This is a genomic window from Pedobacter sp. CG_S7 (assembly GCF_040544395.1).
Taxonomy (GTDB): Bacteria; Bacteroidota; Bacteroidia; order Sphingobacteriales; family Sphingobacteriaceae; genus Pedobacter.
In genome coordinates this window covers 64774-82825 of sequence record NZ_JBEONS010000012.1, presented here as the reverse complement: position 1 = coordinate 82825, position 18052 = coordinate 64774, and the positions used below count along the sequence as shown (strand labels likewise).

Genomic DNA, 18052 nt, shown 5'->3' with positions numbered 1-18052 from the left:
CTTAGTCTAGGACATATAATTTAAAGAAATCGCTTCAATTTAATATAAAGCGTTTCATCCTGGCCATAAACATCGGCCCTTTGCTGTAATTTTCCATTTTGCCACCAGGCGGTAACGTAATTGATATACAATGGAATAGCTTTCTTAGTACCAAACCATGCTGGTTTTAACACAAAAGAATTAACCGTATCTAATTTTTTAAGCTGCTTTTTCTGGTAAACCTTCATTTTTGTCGTATCTAAAGGTGGTAAGTTTACTTCCATCCGCAATTGATCGTATTGCACTTTGTTTTTCACCAGCAAAGCGGCAAATTCTAAAGGCTTTTCCACACGCACACAACCATGACTAATAGCCCTGTTATTCTGGTTAAAAGCTGATCTATTGTTAGTATCGTGCAGGTAAATGCTGGAACCGTTATCGAATATAAACTTAAATTTTCCGAGGGCATTCCCAACACCTGATCCTTGTTTAAACTGAAAGGGTAATTTAGCTCTGGAGTAAGAATTCCATTGAATTGTGTCGGGATCTGCAACCAGTTTACCTTTTTGATATACCCTGATATTGTTATTCGAAAGGTAATAGGGGTCTCTCAATGCCTGGTAATAAATTTCACTTTGGGCAATGCTTACCGGAATATTCCATATTGGATTAACCTGGATCGAATTCAACTTACTATATAATACTGGCGTTTCATGGTTTTTTGGTTTATCATCAAGGTTTCCTGTTTTCACAAAAGTTTTCAGCTTCTCCTGATAACTATCTTCTCTTTTTTTTCCTACACAAACTTTCATGTGGCTCAAGGTGTCCTGGTCTTTGAACCAGGTTAAAGAGAAATCAGGGATATTAACTTCCACATACTCTTCTCCCCGCTCCGGAAGTTTCCACCTTAAACGTTCCATATTGACCAATATGGTCTTTAATTTTTCTTCAGCTCCTTTTACAGACTGAACCTTTATTAACTCTTTTTGAAAAGCTAAATATTGATCGGAAACCGGTTGTATCTCTTTTAAAAAACTTGCCAGGTCTGGGGTCGACAAAACCTTTATTAGTCCTGCACTGTCTGGTCGCTTTACAGTAATGTAATACCTGCTTAGTAGTTTCTGAGGATTGAGGCTGCCAAAATAAACCAGACTATAGTATTTTACAAGCGATTCTGCCGCCTGAATTTCTAAGTCGGCCAGTACAGGATAGGCTTCAGCTATCGTTTGGAAGCCGTTAGCATCCAATGTTTCTTTTAATTGGAGCAGTCGTTGGTAACCAAAATATTCCGGATTAAATCCATGTTGCCTGCTTCGGCTAATGTAATTGATCAAAGTATCCAAATCTCCATTCACATAGTGATGGGTTATAAATTCCGGGCTGAATTCCCTGTTTTGGTAAAAACTACCGATAGTATTTGGATTAGATAAATCCTTTTTATTGGCATCAAAATGCAGTGTAAAAACCTGATTATAGGCTGCAGTATCAAATGCCTTATAAAGCTTATTATTAAAATGTCCAGCCAAAACCAAACCCGTTTCCGGAGTCTCTTTAAACCAATTACAAGCCTGTAACACAAGGCTCAACAACAGAAGTATTCCTATGATTCTTTTCAAAGCATTAAAAAAATCAAAAGTAAGCAAATATTCCTTGTTTAAATTATTTCTCTTATATTTGCATCGTCTTAGGATGCTCCGCATCAATGATTAGGAACTTAAATAAAATGAATAAACACTTGAACCATCACTTACATTTGCACCATCGCCAATTGGCGATGTATATGTAATGTTTTGTACTTCAAAACTTGTTTCCGAATTTTATATTTTCTTGTTCCATACCATAATCAACAAAAGTGAAAACACTCAAAATAGCTATCCAGAAATCGGGTAGGTTAAACGAAAAATCAGTAGAAATTCTTAAAAATTGTGGCCTTTCCTTTGAAAACTACAAAAGCTCCTTAATCACATCGGTAAATAATTTCCCGCTGGAAATTCTTTTCTTAAGGGATGACGATATCCCTGAATACGTTCAGGATGGTATTGCAGACCTGGGTATTGTTGGTGAAAATGTAATCACCGAAGCTGGTGCTCAAGTTACCTATTTACAGAAGCTGGGCTTTGGAAAATGTACCTTAAAAATCGCCGTTCCAAACAGCAGTAACATCACCGAAATCCAACAATTGGAAGGACAGGCTATCGCTACTTCTTACCCTATTATTCTGGAGAAATTCCTGAATGAAAATGACGTAAAAAATGTGCAGATCAGAACCATTTCAGGATCAGTAGAAATTGGCCCCGGACTTGGATTAAGTGATGCCATTTGCGACATCGTTTCTACCGGTGGCACGCTGAAAAGCAATGGACTGAAACCATTCGCCGAAGTCATGAAATCTGAAGCTGTTTTGATAGGAAAAAAAGACTCCGAGCTGATCCCTGAAGTACAGGAGTTATTGCAAAGAATACGTTCCGTAATGCGGGCTAAAGAAACAAAATATGTTGTACTAAATGTGGCTAAAGCTAACCTTCAAAATGTTGTTGATTTACTGCCTGGTGTTAAAAGCCCTACAGTAGTGCCCCTATTTGAAGAAGGATGGGTTGCCGTTCATTCGGTCATTGCAGAACAAGATTTCTGGGAAAAAATCAATAGTCTTAAAGCCGCCGGTGCAGAAGGTATCGTAGTAATGCCGATCGAAAAAATCATTACTTAAGCAGCTTTTTTACTATAAAAGACTTTAATCAACCATTAACTATTAGTTAAACACAAAACATAAAGCATTGAAAATCTACAGTTATAACGATTTATCTACACAAGAAGTTGATAACTTATGCTTGAGGCAACTGGAAGACGATAAAAGCATAGAAGAACGGGTAAGAGACATCATCGACAAGGTTAAAACTACCGGAGATGAAGCCTTATTTGATTATGCGCTGGCTTTTGATAAAGTGAAACTCGACAGCCTGTTCATCAACAAGGAAGAGATTAGCGCTATTGCTGCTACTATTCCTTTAGAGGCTAAAGCAGCTATTGGCCAGGCTTTTGCCAATATCAGTAAATTCCATTCTACACAAATCATTAAAGAGGCTGCTGTTGAAACCATGCCTGGTGTTACTTGCTGGAGAGAAACACGCGCAATAGAGCGTGTAGGACTCTATGTTCCGGGCGGAACAGCAGTTTTACCTAGCACTTTCCTGATGCTCGGCATCCCTGCTAAACTTGCCGGATGTGCAGAAATTACTGTATGCTCCCCTCCACAAGCGGATGGTAAAACCAATTGTTACCTGGCTTATTGTGCACAACTTTTAGGTATAGAAAAGATCTTTTTAGTGGGCGGTGCCCAAGCTATTGCCGCAATGGCTTATGGCACAAAAAGCATTCCTAAAGCAGATAAAATCTTTGGTCCGGGTAACAGATATGTAACCTACGCCAAGCAGTGTATACAGTCAACAACGTTAACGGCAATCGACATGCCCGCTGGTCCTTCAGAGGTATTAGTACTCGCAGACGACACTGCCAATCCGTCATACGTTGCTGCTGACCTACTCGCACAAGCTGAACATGGTGTTGATAGTCAGGCTATTTTAGTTTCTAACTCTACTAGAATTATAGCTGAAACGCTTGAACAAATTGATAATCAGCTTAAAGAATTACCAAGGGAGGCCATTGCCGCAAAAGCAATCGCTAATTCTTATGCTATAAAAGTGGAAAGCATGAAGGAGGGAATGAATTTCTCTAACCAATATGCACCTGAGCATTTAATCATCGCTACAACACAATTCGAGTTTTTAATTCCTTTAATTATCAATGCGGGCTCCGTCTTTTTAGGTAATTTAACTCCAGAAAGCGCAGGTGATTATGCTTCTGGAACTAACCATACTTTACCAACAAGTGGTTTTGCCAGAGCTTATTCTGGTGTTTCAATTGATTCTTTTGTTAAGAAGATCACCTTTCAGCAAATCAGCCCTAAGGGTTTAGCTCAAATTGGAAGAACTGTAGAAGTGCTTGCTGCAGCCGAGGGCCTGCAAGCACACAAAAATGCAATCACTATTCGTTTAAATACACAAGATGGATATTAATAACCTACAACGCGAAAACATTAAACGCTTACGCCCCTACTCTACTGCGAGGGATGAATATAAAGGACAGGCCAGCATTTTCCTTGATGCCAATGAAAATGGCTTTGGGTCACCACTGGAACAAAACTATAACCGTTACCCAGATCCTCTGCAATTAGATCTTAAAGATGCCATCAGCAAAATTAAAGGCGTGCCGATCGAAAACACTTTTCTGGGCAATGGAAGTGATGAAGCTATAGACCTCCTTTTCCGTGCTTTTTGTGAGCCTGGAAAAGACAATGTCATCATCCTTCCTCCTACCTATGGGATGTACGAAGTTTCTGCAGATATCAATAATGTGGAAGTTCGTAAAGTGAACCTTTTACCAAACTTCCAGCTTGACCTTGATGGCATTGCTGAAGCTATGGATGAGCACACTAAACTTATCTTTATCTGCTCGCCAAACAACCCTACTGGTAACGCTATAATCCGTACAGATGTGGAGACTATTTTAGCGAACTTTAAAGGACTTGTAGTCATCGATGAGGCCTATATAAATTATGCCCGTCAGAAGACATTTATTGCTGAGTTAACGGAGTACAGTAACCTGGTTATTTTACAAACTTTTTCCAAAGCCTGGGGCCTTGCGGCACTGCGTTTAGGAATGGCTTTTTCAGCACGACCAGTTATCGATATTTTGAATAAAGTGAAGCCTCCATATAACATCAATCAGGCAACACAAGACCTGGCTTTAGATGCGCTAAAAAATGTTGACCAGGTGAACGAATGGATCAAGACAACGGTTCAGGAAAGAGATCTTTTGAGTATAGCTTTAGCAACCCTTCCTTTGGTAAAAAAGGTGTATCCTTCTGATGCAAATTTCATCCTGATAGCAGTTGAAAATGCAGCACAAACTTATGGCGCACTGGTTGAACAAGGCATCATTATAAGGGACCGTTCTAAGGTAACCTTGTGCGAAGGATGCTTAAGAATCACCATTGGTACACCCACAGAAAATAAGACATTATTACAGGCTTTAAAATCGCTTTAACTAAAATGAAGAAATTACTTTTTATAGATCGTGATGGAACGCTGATTCTAGAACCAGAAGACGAGCAAATAGATTCTTTTGCCAAGCTCGAATTTTACCCTAAGGCATTATATTATTTATCAAAAATTGCCAGGGAACTAGATTTTGAATTGGTTATGGTTACCAACCAGGATGGCTTGGGCACAGCTGCCCACCCTGAAGAGCACTTCTGGCCAGTACATAATTTCATTCTTAAAACCCTGGCCAATGAAGAAATCACCTTCAGTGAAATCATCATAGATAAGACATTTGCCCATGAGAATGCGCCTACTCGAAAACCAAATACTGGGTTATTGCAAAAATACTTTAGCGGTGATTATGATTTGGCAAACTCTTATGTGATCGGAGACCGGATAAATGACATCGTTCTGGCTAAAAACCTGGGTGCAAAAGCCATCTGGGTATGCAATAACGAAGCTTTAGGGGCAACAGAATTTGAACTTTCAACTGCACATTTAACGGAGTTTATTGGCTTAAAGACTCAAAATTGGGTAGATATCTATACTTTCCTCCGTGCTGGAAGCAGGACTGTTACCCATGAGCGCAACACCAATGAAACAAAAATAAGCATCAAAATTGACCTTGATGGCACGGGAAAGGCTGCGATCAACACTGGCCTTCATTTCTTTGATCACATGCTGGATCAAATTGCCCGCCACGGCAGCATAGATCTTGACATCCTTACTAAAGGTGATTTGCATATTGACGAACACCATACCGTAGAAGATACCGGAATTGCCCTTGGAGAGGCTTTTGCAAAGGCTATTGGCAACAAACTTGGTTTAGAGCGTTATGGCTTCTGTTTACCAATGGATGATTGCCTGGCTCAGGTAGCCATAGATTTTGGTGGAAGAAACTGGATTGTTTGGGATGCAGAATTTAAACGCGAAAAGGTGGGCGATGTACCAACAGAGCTATTTTACCACTTTTTCAAATCCTTCAGCGATGCTGCAAAGTGCAATTTAAATATAAAAGCAGCAGGTGACAACGAACATCACAAAATAGAAGCTATATTTAAGGCCTTTGCAAAAGCCATTAAAATGGCCATCAAACGTGATGCAGAGAAATTAGTTTTACCAAGCACAAAAGGTGTATTATAGATGATTGGAATAGTAAACTATGGTGCTGGCAATATTTTTTCCCTTACTTCTGCCTTAAAACGGTTAAACATTGCTTATGGCATGGTTGATACCGCTGCAGACCTGGAAAAATATAGCCATATTATCATCCCAGGTGTTGGTCATGCAGGATCAGCAATGAAAAAACTACTGCAAACCGGATTGGTGGAGCCCATTAAACAGCTTAAAAAACCTGTTTTAGGTATCTGTGTAGGTATGCAATTACTTACACAACATTCTGAAGAAGGCGACGCTGCTTTAATGAACATTTTCCCCATAAAAACCCTGTTATTTGATAAAGATACCCACATTAAGATCCCACACATGGGCTGGAATAATGTAAACTTTAAAAACAACAGCCTGTTCGAAGGTGTTGACAATGAAGCACAGTTTTACTTCGTTCATTCCTACTTCATTGAATATAATCCTACATTTGATATTGCCACAGTAAATTATGGTGTTCAATTTTCGGCAGCGATACAAAAGGCTAATTTTTATGGTGTGCAGTTTCATCCAGAAAAATCAAGTACAGCTGGAGAACGTTTATTATTAAATTTTTCAACTTTAAAACAATAAAATGTACATAATACCCGCAATTGATATTTTAGATGGAAAAGTAGTCCGATTAGTAGAGGGCGATTATAACCAAAAGACTGAATATGATGTCTCCATTGCCGAAATGATTGAAACCTATCGTTCCAATGGTACTGAATTTATCCACATCATTGACTTAAATGGTGCTAAAGGTGATTTCAGTAATCAGCAGCAACTATTTGACATCATCAGTAAAACTGATATGCGTGTGCAATACGGTGGTGGAATACGTACCATTGAGCAGGTAACCAAACTTCTTGACGCGGGCATACACCGGGTTATTGTGGGTACACAAGCCATTACTAACCCTGATTTCTTAGAAGAACTGAGTAGAGAAGTAGGTAAAAAATATGATTATGCAAACAGGATCGTCGTTGCTATTGACGTGCTCGATGAAGTGATCAAATACTCTGGCTGGATGGAAAGTTCACCAATAAAATTGATGGATTATATCGACAAGTGCTTACAACTGGGCTTCTTCCGCTTTTTATGCACAGATATCAATAAGGATGGCAAATTGGGTGGAGCTGCTGTTGAACTGTATGAGAAATTACTTAGTCACTCTCCTTTTATTAAATTGATTGCTTCTGGGGGAATCAGTTCTATGAAGGACATTGAAGAATTGGCAAAATATGATATTCGTTCTGTCGTAGTGGGTAAGGCTATTTATGAAAAACGCATTTCTATTGAAGAAATCAAACAATGGAACCTTAAAGCAATGTCATCTCTATAATTATGTTAAGTAAACGTATTATCCCTTGTCTGGACGTTAAAGACGGCCGGACTGTTAAAGGCGTAAACTTTGTTGACTTAAAAGATGCTGGCGACCCAGTAGAGTTAGCCTGGCAATATGCACAGCAAGGTGCTGATGAGCTGGTATTTTTAGATATCACCGCCACAAACGAACGTAGGAAAACCATGATTGAAATGGTTAAATCTGTTGCTCGTCAGCTAAACATCCCTTTTACCATTGGGGGTGGAATTACCTCCATTGCTGATGCTGAAGCACTCTTGAACGCTGGTGCTGATAAAATTAGCATCAACTCTGCAGCCGTTAAAAACCCCTTGCTAATTGAAGAGCTGGCGAAGGCCTTTGGTGTGCAGTTTGTTGTTTTAGCCGTAGACACAAAGCTTGTCGGCGGTAAAAACCTGGTCCACCTTAATGGTGGCAGAATTGCAACAGCTATAGAAACTGAAACATGGATTAAACAGGCTGAAGCACATGGTGCTGGAGAAATCCTACTTACCTCAATGGACCATGATGGTACAAAACAGGGTTTTGACTGCAAGCTACTTAGTGAGATTTGCAAAAGTATAAATATCCCTGTTATTGCTTCAGGTGGAGCAGGCAATATGGAACATTTTTTAGAAGTGTTTACGCAAACGGGTGTAGATGCTGCTTTAGCAGCTTCTGTATTCCATTATGGCGAAATTGCCATTCCAGATTTAAAAATAGAATTAAAAAAACACGACATACCGGTAAGGTTATGAATATAGATTTTGAAAAAAGTAATGGTTTAATTCCTGTTGTTATCCAGGATGCACAAACTTTAGAGGTATTGATGTTAGGGTATATGAATCAGGAAGCCTGGACAAAAACCCAAAATGAAGGTAAAGTAACCTTTTTCTCGCGCACAAAAAATAGGTTGTGGACAAAAGGAGAAAGCAGCGGCAACTACTTGAATGTCATAGAAAGTCATTTAGATTGCGATAATGATACTTTATTGATAAAGGTAAATCCTATAGGCCCTACTTGCCATACTGGTAACCGCAGTTGTTTTAAAACAAACTACAACCAGAACTTTATTTTTGAACTGGAAAATATTATTGCAGACCGTTATGCCAATCCAAATGAAGCATCTTATGTTAACAAACTTCGACAAAAAGGCTTGAATAAGATTGCTCAAAAAGTGGGCGAAGAGGGTGTAGAAACTGTAATTGCTGCTCTAAACGAGACAGAAGTAGATTTCGTTAATGAAAGTTCAGACCTTGTCTTTCACTTATTGGTCTTATTGAAAGAAAAAGGTAAAAGCCTAAACGACATTGCTCTGAACCTGGAAAGTAGACACAAAAAATAACTAATTTTAGATGCTTAAACTTTCACAAAACCTAAATGGTCATCAAAACCCAATCTATGCTTTAGCACATGGAGAAACTGCTGATCGTTTCTATAGTGCTGGAAATGATAAGGGTGTGGTGGAATGGTCATTAAGTAATATGGCCTTCATTAAAGTTGTTTTACCGGTGCAAAGTTCTGTTTATGCTTTACACCGCTACCAAAACTTGCTATTTGTTGGCCAGCTTAGTGGTTCGATACTGGTTTTTGATCTTCAGAAACAGCAAACCATAGCAAAGTTAAAATTCCATCAAAAAGGTGTTTTTGATATCAAAACAATAGCGTATAAAAACGAAATATTAAGCACTGGAGAAGATGGAAATATTGCTATATGGTCTTTAAAGAACTTTTCTCTGCTCTACCATTTCACCGTAATTGAAAATACCATTAGGGTCATTGCTGTTAGTAATGACGAAAAAGAAGTCGCAATCGGAGCTAAAGACGGCATCATCAGAATCTATAAAACTGAAGATTATAGTCTTTCCAGCGTGTTAGAGGAACACACCATGCCTATTACCTCCATACAATATGCTCCTTCGGGAAAGTACATGATTTCTGGCAGCCGCGATGCACAACTTAAAATATGGAACCTGCCAGGGTATAAACTGCAACAAAATATCCCAGCTCATCTTTTCAGCATTTATAGCATTGCCTTCCATCCAAACCTACCCTATTTTGCAACCTGCAGTCAGGATAAAAGCATTAAACTCTGGAGTAGCACAGATTTTAAACTATTGAAGATCCTGAGCAATGATAAAGGTGTGGACGGCCATTTCCATTCTATCAATAAAATGATATGGAGCGAAAAAGGCGAGTACCTGATTTCAACAGGTGATGACCGGCAGGTTAAGATCTGGGAGTTCTCCCAAGTTTAAGTGAAATCAAAAGTCATACGTGTTTTATCTACTTTCCAATAATCAAAGTAATTGGAATATAACGGAGCAAAGGAATAAAGGGAGAACAGCCATTGGGAGAAACTAATTTCAAAAAAACTAGTAATAACCCTAAGAATGTTTAAATTGGTGGAAACTAAGTATAAATTATGGCTAAGGAACATCAGTATCAAACAAGCCTGGTATGGGCTGGCAATAAAGGTTCAGGAACAATGGATTATAGATCCTATGATAGAAATTACGTCATTTCCATCATCAATAAACCAGATATCTACGGCTCTTCAGATTCAGTATTTCTAGGAGATAAGCGTAAACATAATCCCGAAGACTTGCTCGTGTCAGCTATTTCTTCCTGTCACATGCTCTGGTACCTTCACCTCTGTTCAGAGAACGGCATCATTGTATTGGACTATAAAGACAAGGCCATAGGCAAAATGATGGAAAATACAGATGGAAGTGGCCGGTTTAAAGAGGTAGTTTTACACCCAGTTGTAACCATTTCAGATCAGGCTCATTTGGAAAAAGCTATAAACCTTCATGAACAGGCAAAGAAAATGTGTTTTATAGCTAATTCCTGTAATTTCCCTATTACCCATGAACCGCAATGCCTTGTAGAACAGAGTTAACTAGAAAAATCTTTTGATGATCCGGAGCTTGTGTGAGTATCTACGTAGTTCTTTACTGTAGATACCCTGATCATCAACCGGATCAATTTTCACTTTGCCGGAAGAATGGATAATTTCATTATTAGATAAAAGGATGCCGACATGGACGATCCGCCCTTCTTCATTGTCAAAAAAAGCAACATCACCACAACGTGCTTCTGAAAGAAAATCTACGGTATCCCCGTCTTCCACCTGTTGGGAAGCATCTCTCTTTAACTTCAACCCAGCCATTTTAAATACCGTCTGTACAAATCCAGAGCAGTCTATGCCAAATATTGTACGACCACCCCATTGGTAAGGCGCATTTTTAAAAAATAAGGCCAGCTCTTTTATATCCACAATTGGCTGGTTAAAATCAACTACTAAAGGTTCAAACTCAACCTTAAACTTTTCATCAGCTAAAAAGCAATATCCATTATTAAAACCGGGTAAATTACTGCCTGCGGGAAGGTAATATTTACTGCCATCTGCAGCTGTAATGGCATTATGAATTGCTGCAGGCGCCATAAAACCCGACGCCTGACTTTTAGAATAGGAAATAACTTGTTTAAAATCTACCCAGCCTTCATAATTATCATCAGCATTTTGAATTTTCCACCATCGGTCTGTTTTTTCAAGTACTTTAACCCCGTCACCGAACAACAACTGTGAAACCATTTCTGCCTGATCACTTGCTTCTGCCCTTATTGGTGCTATAGCTACCCTACATATTGCATATTGTTCTTCCATAATTATATTAAAGCATAAAAGTAAGCAGTTAAATTGTTAATTTTAGATATAAAATAATCCAAAACTATGAATTTAAAAAAAATATTAATAGCTGTTGATAACAGTACATGCTCTGAAAAAGCAGCTAAAACGGGTTATGAAATTGCCAAAACTTTTGATGCAGAGGTAGCACTGGTAAATATCATTGAGCCTGTGCCTGCCAATATTAACCCGGATTTGACTTTAGCTCCTGTTTTTCTGGAAACTTACGACAATAGTGAAGAAAATAGCAATTTATTGTTAAAAGAAATTGAAAGCAAATATAGTCAGGGTATAAAAACCACTTACCTGAGCGTGATAGATAGTGCAGCACACGGCATTATACAGCAATCAGATGAATGGGGTTCAGACTTGATCGTTATTGGAACTTATGGAAGAACAGGCTTGTACCACTTTTTAATGGGAAGTGTGGCTGAACACGTGGCCAGAAAATCTGCCTGCCCAGTATTAATTATACCAAATAAAGCGGAAGTATAAAATAAAAAAGGTGGTTTTTGGACTGCTCCCATAAAGTTAGACACTTTATGGGAGCAGTCCAAAAACCACCTTTCATTTTAAAAATATAAGGAAATATTATTTTTCCTGGTGTAACCAGTTCTTTTTCATTAATAATTCTTCTTCGGTTTCGCGTACATCTTCATCATCTATGCAACAATCTACTGGACAAACAGCAGCACATTGCGGTTCATCATGAAAACCTTTACATTCAGTGCATTTATCAGATACGATATAATATACCTCATCAGATACCGCTTCCTGTGCAGCTTCCGCATCGATTTGTTTACCTCCAAAATCAATAATACCATTTAGATTGGTACCATCAGAAAATCTCCAGGCCGAGCCTGCGTCATAAATTGCATTATTTGGGCATTCCGGCTCACATGCTCCGCAATTAATACATTCGTCTGTAATTATAATAGCCATGTCTTCGTGTATATCTTTTGCTAACTTTGTATGCAAATATAACACTTATACTTTAATTTTAGTTTCAATATGTCTTTCCTTACTGCAGAAAAAATAATTATTGCTTTCAAAAAACTAAGTTCATTCCTTCAACAGCCTGATGAAAATTTTAAAAACCTGGTTTTGTCGGCCCCTAATCGAAACGCTTGGTTTACAATCAATGAAGTAGAACGTTCATTGGCATCATTGCAGCTAATGCTCCAAGAAAACGACCTCGAAACATGGTTTAAAGAGATTATTATTACAAAAAAACCTCAAAAAGTAGGACTAATTTTAGCAGGGAACATCCCAATGGTTGGCTTTCACGATGTATTATGCGTTTTAGCTACTGGGAATATTGCCTTAATTAAACTCTCTTCTTCAGATGACCAACTATTACCTGCATTACTAGCTGAACTCCTTAAAATCGAACCTTTATTTGCTGATAAAATTGTATACACAGAGAGGTTGAAGGATTTTGATGCTATTATTGCTACGGGAAGTAACAATACCTCAAGGTATTTCGAGTATTATTTCGGAAAAGTGCCTAATATTATTCGTAAAAACCGAAATAGTGTTGCCGTAATTACAGGAAAAGAAAGTACAGAAGATATTAAAGAATTAGGTCATGATATATTTGATTATTTTGGATTAGGCTGCCGCAATGTTTCTAAAATTTATCTTCCCGAAGACTATGACATTAAAAACTTCTTTGAACCTTTAGAGTCCTATAAACAGATTTTTAATCACTTCAAATACAACAACAATTACGATTATAACAAATCTATTTACCTCGTTAATGCAGCAAAGCATTTTGATAATGGATTTTTGTTATTAAAAGAAGACACCAACCTTAGTTCTCCACTCGCCGTTTTATATTATGAAACCTATAAAAATATAAAAGAGCTAGAGCAGGCGCTAAAAGTAGCAGAGAACAACATTCAATGTGTGGTTACTACAGCAGAACTTCAGCTCAATACCGGTATATCGGGTTTCGGACAAAGTCAAAGTCCTAAACTTTGGGATTATGCTGATAACATTAATACGATAGCTTTCCTTAATACCCTATCAAGCTAAATGACTGTTGTAAGCTTGGGCAAAAAAAACAACATGCCTATTTCTCATTTTGAAATACTATTTTTGAACAATGTATGTTATCAAAGTAAAAGGTATAGCCAAAATCCCCGATTATGTACAATTGCGTGATGAGAAGTTTACCTTACTCGCATATTTCAGGGTAGATAGACCAGACAAATCATTAGAAAAATTGGGTTTGGCCGATAAGCTACCTTATATAATGAATATTATTAAAGATTTGCCTTTCGGACAAATCAAGAAATTAGATATTTAAAATGGCAGGAAACGCAGTTATAAATTTAAGAAATGTAGATGTTTTTCAACAAAAACACCTGGTTTTATCCAATGTTGACTTAAGCATTGATAAAGGAGAGTTTGTATTTTTAATCGGCCAAACTGGCTCTGGCAAGAGCAGTTTATTAAAGATTATATATGGCGAACTGCATATTGGCAATGGCGAAGGCGAAATTGCTGGATTTGACCTCAAAAAACTATCCGATAAGGATATTCCTTATCTACGACGGAAGTTAGGTATTGTATTTCAGGATTTTCAATTGCTTACCGACAGAACGATTGAAAAAAACCTTGAATTTGTATTAAAATCTACGGGATGGACAGATAAAAGCCTGATCCATGAAAGAATTAAGGATGTTTTGGACAAAGTAGGCCTACGTTCGAAAATCAAAAAAATGCCTCATGAAATTTCAGGTGGCGAACAGCAACGAATAGTTATTGCCAGAGCGTTATTAAATAATCCTGAAATCATATTGGCAGATGAGCCTACAGGAAACTTAGATCCCGAAACTTCTGAAGAGATTGTAAATCTCCTTAAAAAAATAAGTCTTAATGGAACTACCGTATTAATTGCAACTCATGATTACCACATCATCCGTACCCTACCTTCTAGAATAATCAAATGTGAAGGTGGATTGGTACACGAAGACGCTACATTCGTCTAAATAATTCTGACATATATTACTTTTTCAGCCATTCTGGTCAGTAGGTTTAATTTTAAACTGACAGGGTGGCTGATATATTCTATTGGCAAACCTTTTGAGTTTAACCTCAAAAAATTCTATTGTACCTATGTTTAGCAAGAAGAAAAAAAACGATAATGAAAATCCGCTCTCGGGTAACCAGTCTGAAGAGCAGGTAAACGTTGAGCAATCTAATGATGAAGTGGCAAATAAAGAAACAAACGCTACACATGACGAAGCAAGCCTCCCTGAACCTCCTGTTGAACTAAGTGCAGAAGAGAAACTACAAGAAGAGAATGCAGCTTTAAATGACAAATATTTACGTCTATTTGCTGAATTTGACAACTATAAACGTCGTACTCAAAAAGAACGTGTAGAACTTTTACAAACTGCAGGAAAAGATGTTATTGTTTCCTTATTAACTGTATTGGATGATTTCGATCGTGCAAATAAGTCAATGGAAAACGCAACAGACATTACAGCCGTTCAAGAAGGTGTGCAATTGGTACATAGCAAATTAAAAAATCTTTTACTTCAAAAAGGTCTAAAAGAAATGGAAAGCATGAATTTGCCTTTCGATACAGATTTGCATGAAGGAATAACGAATATTCCAGCGCCAAATGAGGCGTTAAAAGGAAAAGTTTTAGATGTGTTAGAAAAAGGATACACTTTAAATGACAAAGTAATTCGCTTTGCCAAAGTGGTAGTGGGTAGTTAATATTATGAGTAAAAGAGATTATTATGATGTGCTTGGGGTTAGTAAAACCACCTCAGCGGAAGAGATAAAAAAAGCTTACCGTAAGCTTGCTATTAAATTTCATCCGGATAAAAATCCTGATGATAAATCTGCAGAAGATAAATTTAAGGAAGCAGCTGAAGCTTACGAAGTTTTAAGTAATCCGGAGAAAAAACAAAGATATGATCATTATGGTCATGCCGGTGTTGGAAGTGCATCTGGTGGCGGCGGCGGTGGCTACGGTGGTGGCGGTATGAACATGGAAGATATATTTAGTCAGTTTGGCGATATCTTCGGCAGCGGTGGCGGCGGCGGCAGCCCTTTTGACAGTTTCTTTGGCGGTGGCGGTGGCCAATCGCGCGGAGGCAGACGTGTTGCAAAAGGTTCTAATTTAAGAATTAAAGTTAAACTCACCCTGGAAGAAATTGCCAATGGTGCAGAGAAAAAGATAAAAGTAAATAAGCAAATCACTTGTAAAACATGTGAAGGTTCTGGTGCTAAAGACCGATCTTCGATCAGCACTTGTAGTACTTGCGGTGGAGCAGGGTCAGTACGCAGGGTAACCAATACTATATTAGGTCAGATGCAAACTACAGCTACCTGCCCTACTTGTAATGGTTCTGGCTCACAAATTACTTCTAAGTGTACTTCTTGTCATGGTGAAGGAACTGTTCGTGGCGAAGAGACCATTACCATCAATATTCCTGCAGGAGTAAGTGACGGGATGCAATTAAGCATGAGCGGCAAAGGTAATGCTGCCCCTAATGGTGGTGTTCCCGGAGATTTGATCATTTTGATAGAAGAGATTCCACATGAAACTTTAAAACGTGAAGGCAATAACATCGTTTACGATTTGCATGTTTCTCTTATAGATGCTGCTTTAGGTTACAGTGCTGAGGTGCCTACCATTGATGGTAAGGCCAAAATCAAAATTGAACCAGGCACGCAAAGTGGTAAACTACTACGCCTTAAGGGTAAAGGTATTCCTGAAATTAATTCTTACCAACGTGGTGATGAGATTATTCATGTTAACATCTGGACACCAAAGGCTTTAAGTCCAGAAGAAAGAATACTTTTGGAAAAACTAAGGGATTCACCAAATTTTAAACCTCAACCAGGTAAGAATGACAAGAGTTTCTTTGAAAAAATGAAAGAATATTTCGAATAAAAGAAACCTTATTTATAAATTTTAAGAGGCTTTTCAAATTCAAACCTGTTATTCTAAAACAGCCTTCATTTTTAAAAGGTTCTATTAATTATAAAAAAACGGCAATTTTCACATGGAAAATTGCCGTTTTAAAAGCTCACCGACTCCGAGGGGTCAGATTGGCGAATAGGCGCAAATTCCCTCACCATCAACATTATATAGCAATTCTTAACTACTGCCTATTTACTTCCATAAAAAAAGAAATATTAAGCTATTTAATAATCACTTCTTCAGCTTTGGTATCGTCATCAATTGTTAAACTGTCTTCATCTTCTAATAATCCTATTTCAGGCAATTCTGCGAGCAGCACAGGTTTATACCCTCCTTTAAACATTTTAAAATAAATAATAAAAGCTAAATAGAAAAAGAACAAAATCCAGGGCAAAAAAGACACCGTTCTTAATGCATCCTTTTTAGCCTCATTTTGAACACTTGAAATGGTTACAAGCGTTTCCGCTGATGCCTTGCTTAACTTATCATTATCTAAGGATTTATACTCGCCGAAAATACTTTTTTTGTTTTCGGTGATATAGGTATTGTGGTATTCGGTTTGGTTTTTCTGATCATAGTTAATTAAATTCTGATCCAATTGCTTGTCTTGTATTGTGCCTAAAAATACAGCACCAATTACACCAACACCCACTTGTCCTACTGCACCAGTGAAATTTAAAGCTAAAGCTCCTCCTTTTGGAAACTGCTCAGAAACAACACCTAACATAGTTCCCCAAAAAAAAGTTTTACCTAAAGCGTAAACTGTTGCTGCAATAATGATGACAAAGCCAGCAGAATAAGAAAGGAATTGTAATCCTAAAGCTGCAATAAAAGCACTAATTGCTAATAAACCTAAAGGAGAAAATCTTTTCACAATAGGCCCGGCATAAAACCGAAGAATGGCCATGATAATAGAAGTATAAACCAAAACCCATCCTCCCTGCAGCCCTATTTTTTTCATTTCAGGAGTCATCAAATCTGTTATCCAGCTATCGGTTCCTAACTCTGTTGTTGCTAAAGGAATCATAAGCAATAAGAGTAAGATAAAAAGCGGTCTTCCGAGTGCTCTTACATAATATCCAAAAATAGCAGCTATTAGAATGGTAATAACGCTACTTGTTAAATAGGACCAACCAAAAAGCGTTCCTAATTGAAAGGTACACAAGCCAACAATAATAAGGATACCAAGCACACCAACCTCTTTAAGCATTTCCAAATAAGTAACCCCAGCTCTTACTCGCTCATTAATTGGAAAGTGCCGCTTCGCAATTAAGAAACCATACGTTAAAACAGGAAACATAATTATAGCAATAATGACTTCCCAATTAAACCCGAAATGTATCATTCCAATTCCCATCATTCCAGCTATTGCAATTCCAACTGGCCAACCAGCATGTAGAATATTTAACCATTTTGTCTTTTCCTTCGGAAACATCGTTGCAACAACTGGATTAACCACAGCTTCAGCAGCGCCATTACCCAAAGCAAAAAGAAACGTTCCCATATAAAGCATCCAATATCCGTCGGCCATAATAGTAAGCACCACTGAAAGTGAATGACAAACAAATGCAAAGATCATTGATTTTTTGTAACCTATTTTATCAATGATTAAACTAAAAACGACGATACTAATACCAAAAGGCCAGAAACTAACACCAAAAATCTCTCCTTGTTGAGTTTTGCTTAGGTCAAATTGAGTGCCCCAATAAGGCATTAAAAAAGAGCGGAAAACAAAACCAAAAGCAGAGGCAACCAAAACAATAAAACAGCCCCAGAAAAGAATTTTCCGGGAACGTTCATCTACTCCAATGGTATCTATTGGTTTATTATTTTCTGTATTCATAAGG

Annotated in this window: 20 protein-coding genes; 16 read left to right on the top strand and 4 right to left on the bottom strand. The window is 37.8% G+C overall.

All coding sequences use genetic code 11. The features are described 5' to 3' along the window. Nucleotides 1–20 precede the first annotated feature (20 nt). Nucleotides 21–1595 carry a L,D-transpeptidase family protein gene (locus tag AAKU52_RS08795; RefSeq protein WP_354332414.1) on the bottom strand — a complete coding sequence of 525 codons (1575 nt, stop codon included), beginning with the start codon at nt 1593–1595 and terminating at the stop codon, nt 21–23. A 236-nt stretch (nt 1596–1831) separates the two neighbouring features. On the opposite strand from AAKU52_RS08795, the gene hisG reads away from it, so the two are divergent. From hisG to AAKU52_RS08745, 10 genes are all read left to right on the top strand, one after another. Then, a complete protein-coding gene (hisG, locus tag AAKU52_RS08790) occupies nt 1832–2686 on the top strand; it encodes an ATP phosphoribosyltransferase (RefSeq protein ID WP_354332412.1) in 855 nt (284 codons plus the stop codon). A gap of 67 nt (nt 2687–2753) precedes the next feature. Next, nucleotides 2754–4052, top strand: coding sequence for a histidinol dehydrogenase (gene hisD / locus AAKU52_RS08785; RefSeq protein ID WP_354332410.1), 1299 nt, complete (start codon nt 2754–2756; stop codon nt 4050–4052). Beyond that, a complete protein-coding gene (gene hisC, locus AAKU52_RS08780) occupies nt 4042–5082 on the top strand; it encodes a histidinol-phosphate transaminase (RefSeq protein ID WP_354332408.1) in 1041 nt (346 codons plus the stop codon). The genes hisD and hisC overlap by 11 nt, the downstream gene beginning before the upstream one ends. Nucleotides 5083–5087: 5 nt before the next feature. After that, complete coding sequence (hisB, locus tag AAKU52_RS08775; protein WP_354332406.1) at nt 5088–6221, top strand: bifunctional histidinol-phosphatase/imidazoleglycerol-phosphate dehydratase HisB; 1134 nt, start codon at nt 5088–5090, stop codon at nt 6219–6221. Continuing rightward, a complete protein-coding gene (hisH, locus tag AAKU52_RS08770) occupies nt 6222–6815 on the top strand; it encodes an imidazole glycerol phosphate synthase subunit HisH (RefSeq protein ID WP_354332404.1) in 594 nt (197 codons plus the stop codon). Nucleotide 6816: 1 nt separating this feature from the next. Beyond that, complete coding sequence (gene hisA, locus AAKU52_RS08765; RefSeq protein ID WP_354332402.1) at nt 6817–7566, top strand: 1-(5-phosphoribosyl)-5-[(5-phosphoribosylamino)methylideneamino]imidazole-4-carboxamide isomerase; 750 nt, start codon at nt 6817–6819, stop codon at nt 7564–7566. Between the two features lie 2 nt (nt 7567–7568). Continuing rightward, a complete protein-coding gene (hisF, locus tag AAKU52_RS08760; RefSeq protein ID WP_354332400.1) occupies nt 7569–8324 on the top strand; it encodes an imidazole glycerol phosphate synthase subunit HisF in 756 nt (251 codons plus the stop codon). Continuing rightward, a complete protein-coding gene (gene hisIE / locus AAKU52_RS08755; RefSeq protein ID WP_354332398.1) occupies nt 8321–8911 on the top strand; it encodes a bifunctional phosphoribosyl-AMP cyclohydrolase/phosphoribosyl-ATP diphosphatase HisIE in 591 nt (196 codons plus the stop codon). Before hisF ends, hisIE begins: the two co-directional genes overlap by 4 nt. Nucleotides 8912–8921: 10 nt before the next feature. Then, entirely contained in the window at nt 8922–9824 is a 903-nt protein-coding gene (locus tag AAKU52_RS08750) for a WD40 repeat domain-containing protein (RefSeq protein WP_354332396.1), read from the top strand. Between the two features lie 167 nt (nt 9825–9991). After that, on the top strand, nt 9992–10468 hold the full coding sequence (locus tag AAKU52_RS08745; RefSeq protein ID WP_354332394.1) for an OsmC family protein: 477 nt from the start codon (nt 9992–9994) through the stop codon (nt 10466–10468). Here the strand turns inward: AAKU52_RS08745 and AAKU52_RS08740 are convergent, their stop codons facing one another. Further along, nucleotides 10469–11236: a C40 family peptidase gene (locus tag AAKU52_RS08740; RefSeq protein WP_354332392.1), complete on the bottom strand. Its 768-nt coding sequence runs from the start codon at nt 11234–11236 to the stop codon at nt 10469–10471. 66 nt (nt 11237–11302) lie between these two features. Here AAKU52_RS08740 and AAKU52_RS08735 point away from each other — a divergent pair, with 66 nt between their 5' ends. Beyond that, entirely contained in the window at nt 11303–11752 is a 450-nt protein-coding gene (locus AAKU52_RS08735; RefSeq protein WP_354332390.1) for a universal stress protein, read from the top strand. A gap of 96 nt (nt 11753–11848) precedes the next feature. Here the strand turns inward: AAKU52_RS08735 and AAKU52_RS08730 are convergent, their stop codons facing one another. Further along, nucleotides 11849–12199 (bottom strand): 4Fe-4S binding protein, encoded by a 351-nt coding sequence (locus AAKU52_RS08730; RefSeq protein ID WP_354332388.1) that lies wholly within the window; start codon nt 12197–12199, stop codon nt 11849–11851. Between the two features lie 69 nt (nt 12200–12268). On the opposite strand from AAKU52_RS08730, the gene AAKU52_RS08725 reads away from it, so the two are divergent. The 5 genes from AAKU52_RS08725 (at nt 12269) to dnaJ (ending at nt 16175) form a co-directional block, all read left to right on the top strand. Further along, a complete protein-coding gene (locus AAKU52_RS08725) occupies nt 12269–13294 on the top strand; it encodes an acyl-CoA reductase (protein ID WP_354332386.1) in 1026 nt (341 codons plus the stop codon). A gap of 70 nt (nt 13295–13364) precedes the next feature. Further along, nucleotides 13365–13568: a fructose-6-phosphate aldolase gene (locus tag AAKU52_RS08720; RefSeq protein ID WP_354332384.1), complete on the top strand. Its 204-nt coding sequence runs from the start codon at nt 13365–13367 to the stop codon at nt 13566–13568. 1 nt (nt 13569) lies between these two features. Next, nucleotides 13570–14253, top strand: coding sequence for a cell division ATP-binding protein FtsE (locus AAKU52_RS08715; protein ID WP_354332382.1), 684 nt, complete (start codon nt 13570–13572; stop codon nt 14251–14253). A gap of 127 nt (nt 14254–14380) precedes the next feature. Continuing rightward, a complete protein-coding gene (locus AAKU52_RS08710) occupies nt 14381–14989 on the top strand; it encodes a nucleotide exchange factor GrpE (protein ID WP_354332380.1) in 609 nt (202 codons plus the stop codon). 4 nt (nt 14990–14993) lie between these two features. Beyond that, a complete protein-coding gene (gene dnaJ / locus AAKU52_RS08705) occupies nt 14994–16175 on the top strand; it encodes a molecular chaperone DnaJ (protein WP_354332378.1) in 1182 nt (393 codons plus the stop codon). A 250-nt stretch (nt 16176–16425) separates the two neighbouring features. On the opposite strand, the gene AAKU52_RS08700 is transcribed toward dnaJ, so the two are convergent. Continuing rightward, a complete protein-coding gene (locus tag AAKU52_RS08700; RefSeq protein WP_354332376.1) occupies nt 16426–18048 on the bottom strand; it encodes an MFS transporter in 1623 nt (540 codons plus the stop codon). Between the last annotated feature and the right edge of the window lie 4 nt (nt 18049–18052).

Bases quoted from the DNA above. Each gene is read 5' to 3' on its own strand.
- hisC (WP_354332408.1), top strand. From the start codon at position 4,042: ATGGATATTAATAACCTACAACGCGAAAACATTAAACGCTTACGCCCC.
- hisB (WP_354332406.1), top strand. From the start codon at position 5,088: ATGAAGAAATTACTTTTTATAGATCGTGATGGAACGCTGATTCTAGAA.
- hisH (WP_354332404.1), top strand. From the start codon at position 6,222: ATGATTGGAATAGTAAACTATGGTGCTGGCAATATTTTTTCCCTTACT.
- hisA (WP_354332402.1), top strand. From the start codon at position 6,817: ATGTACATAATACCCGCAATTGATATTTTAGATGGAAAAGTAGTCCGA.
- hisF (WP_354332400.1), top strand. From the start codon at position 7,569: ATGTTAAGTAAACGTATTATCCCTTGTCTGGACGTTAAAGACGGCCGG.
- hisIE (WP_354332398.1), top strand. From the start codon at position 8,321: ATGAATATAGATTTTGAAAAAAGTAATGGTTTAATTCCTGTTGTTATC.
- AAKU52_RS08750 (WP_354332396.1), top strand. From the start codon at position 8,922: ATGCTTAAACTTTCACAAAACCTAAATGGTCATCAAAACCCAATCTAT.
- AAKU52_RS08745 (WP_354332394.1), top strand. From the start codon at position 9,992: ATGGCTAAGGAACATCAGTATCAAACAAGCCTGGTATGGGCTGGCAAT.
- AAKU52_RS08740 (WP_354332392.1), bottom strand. From the start codon at position 11,236: ATGGAAGAACAATATGCAATATGTAGGGTAGCTATAGCACCAATAAGG.
- AAKU52_RS08735 (WP_354332390.1), top strand. From the start codon at position 11,303: ATGAATTTAAAAAAAATATTAATAGCTGTTGATAACAGTACATGCTCT.
- AAKU52_RS08730 (WP_354332388.1), bottom strand. From the start codon at position 12,199: ATGGCTATTATAATTACAGACGAATGTATTAATTGCGGAGCATGTGAG.
- AAKU52_RS08725 (WP_354332386.1), top strand. From the start codon at position 12,269: ATGTCTTTCCTTACTGCAGAAAAAATAATTATTGCTTTCAAAAAACTA.
- AAKU52_RS08720 (WP_354332384.1), top strand. From the start codon at position 13,365: ATGTATGTTATCAAAGTAAAAGGTATAGCCAAAATCCCCGATTATGTA.
- AAKU52_RS08715 (WP_354332382.1), top strand. From the start codon at position 13,570: ATGGCAGGAAACGCAGTTATAAATTTAAGAAATGTAGATGTTTTTCAA.
- AAKU52_RS08710 (WP_354332380.1), top strand. From the start codon at position 14,381: ATGTTTAGCAAGAAGAAAAAAAACGATAATGAAAATCCGCTCTCGGGT.
- dnaJ (WP_354332378.1), top strand. From the start codon at position 14,994: ATGAGTAAAAGAGATTATTATGATGTGCTTGGGGTTAGTAAAACCACC.
- AAKU52_RS08700 (WP_354332376.1), bottom strand. From the start codon at position 18,048: ATGAATACAGAAAATAATAAACCAATAGATACCATTGGAGTAGATGAA.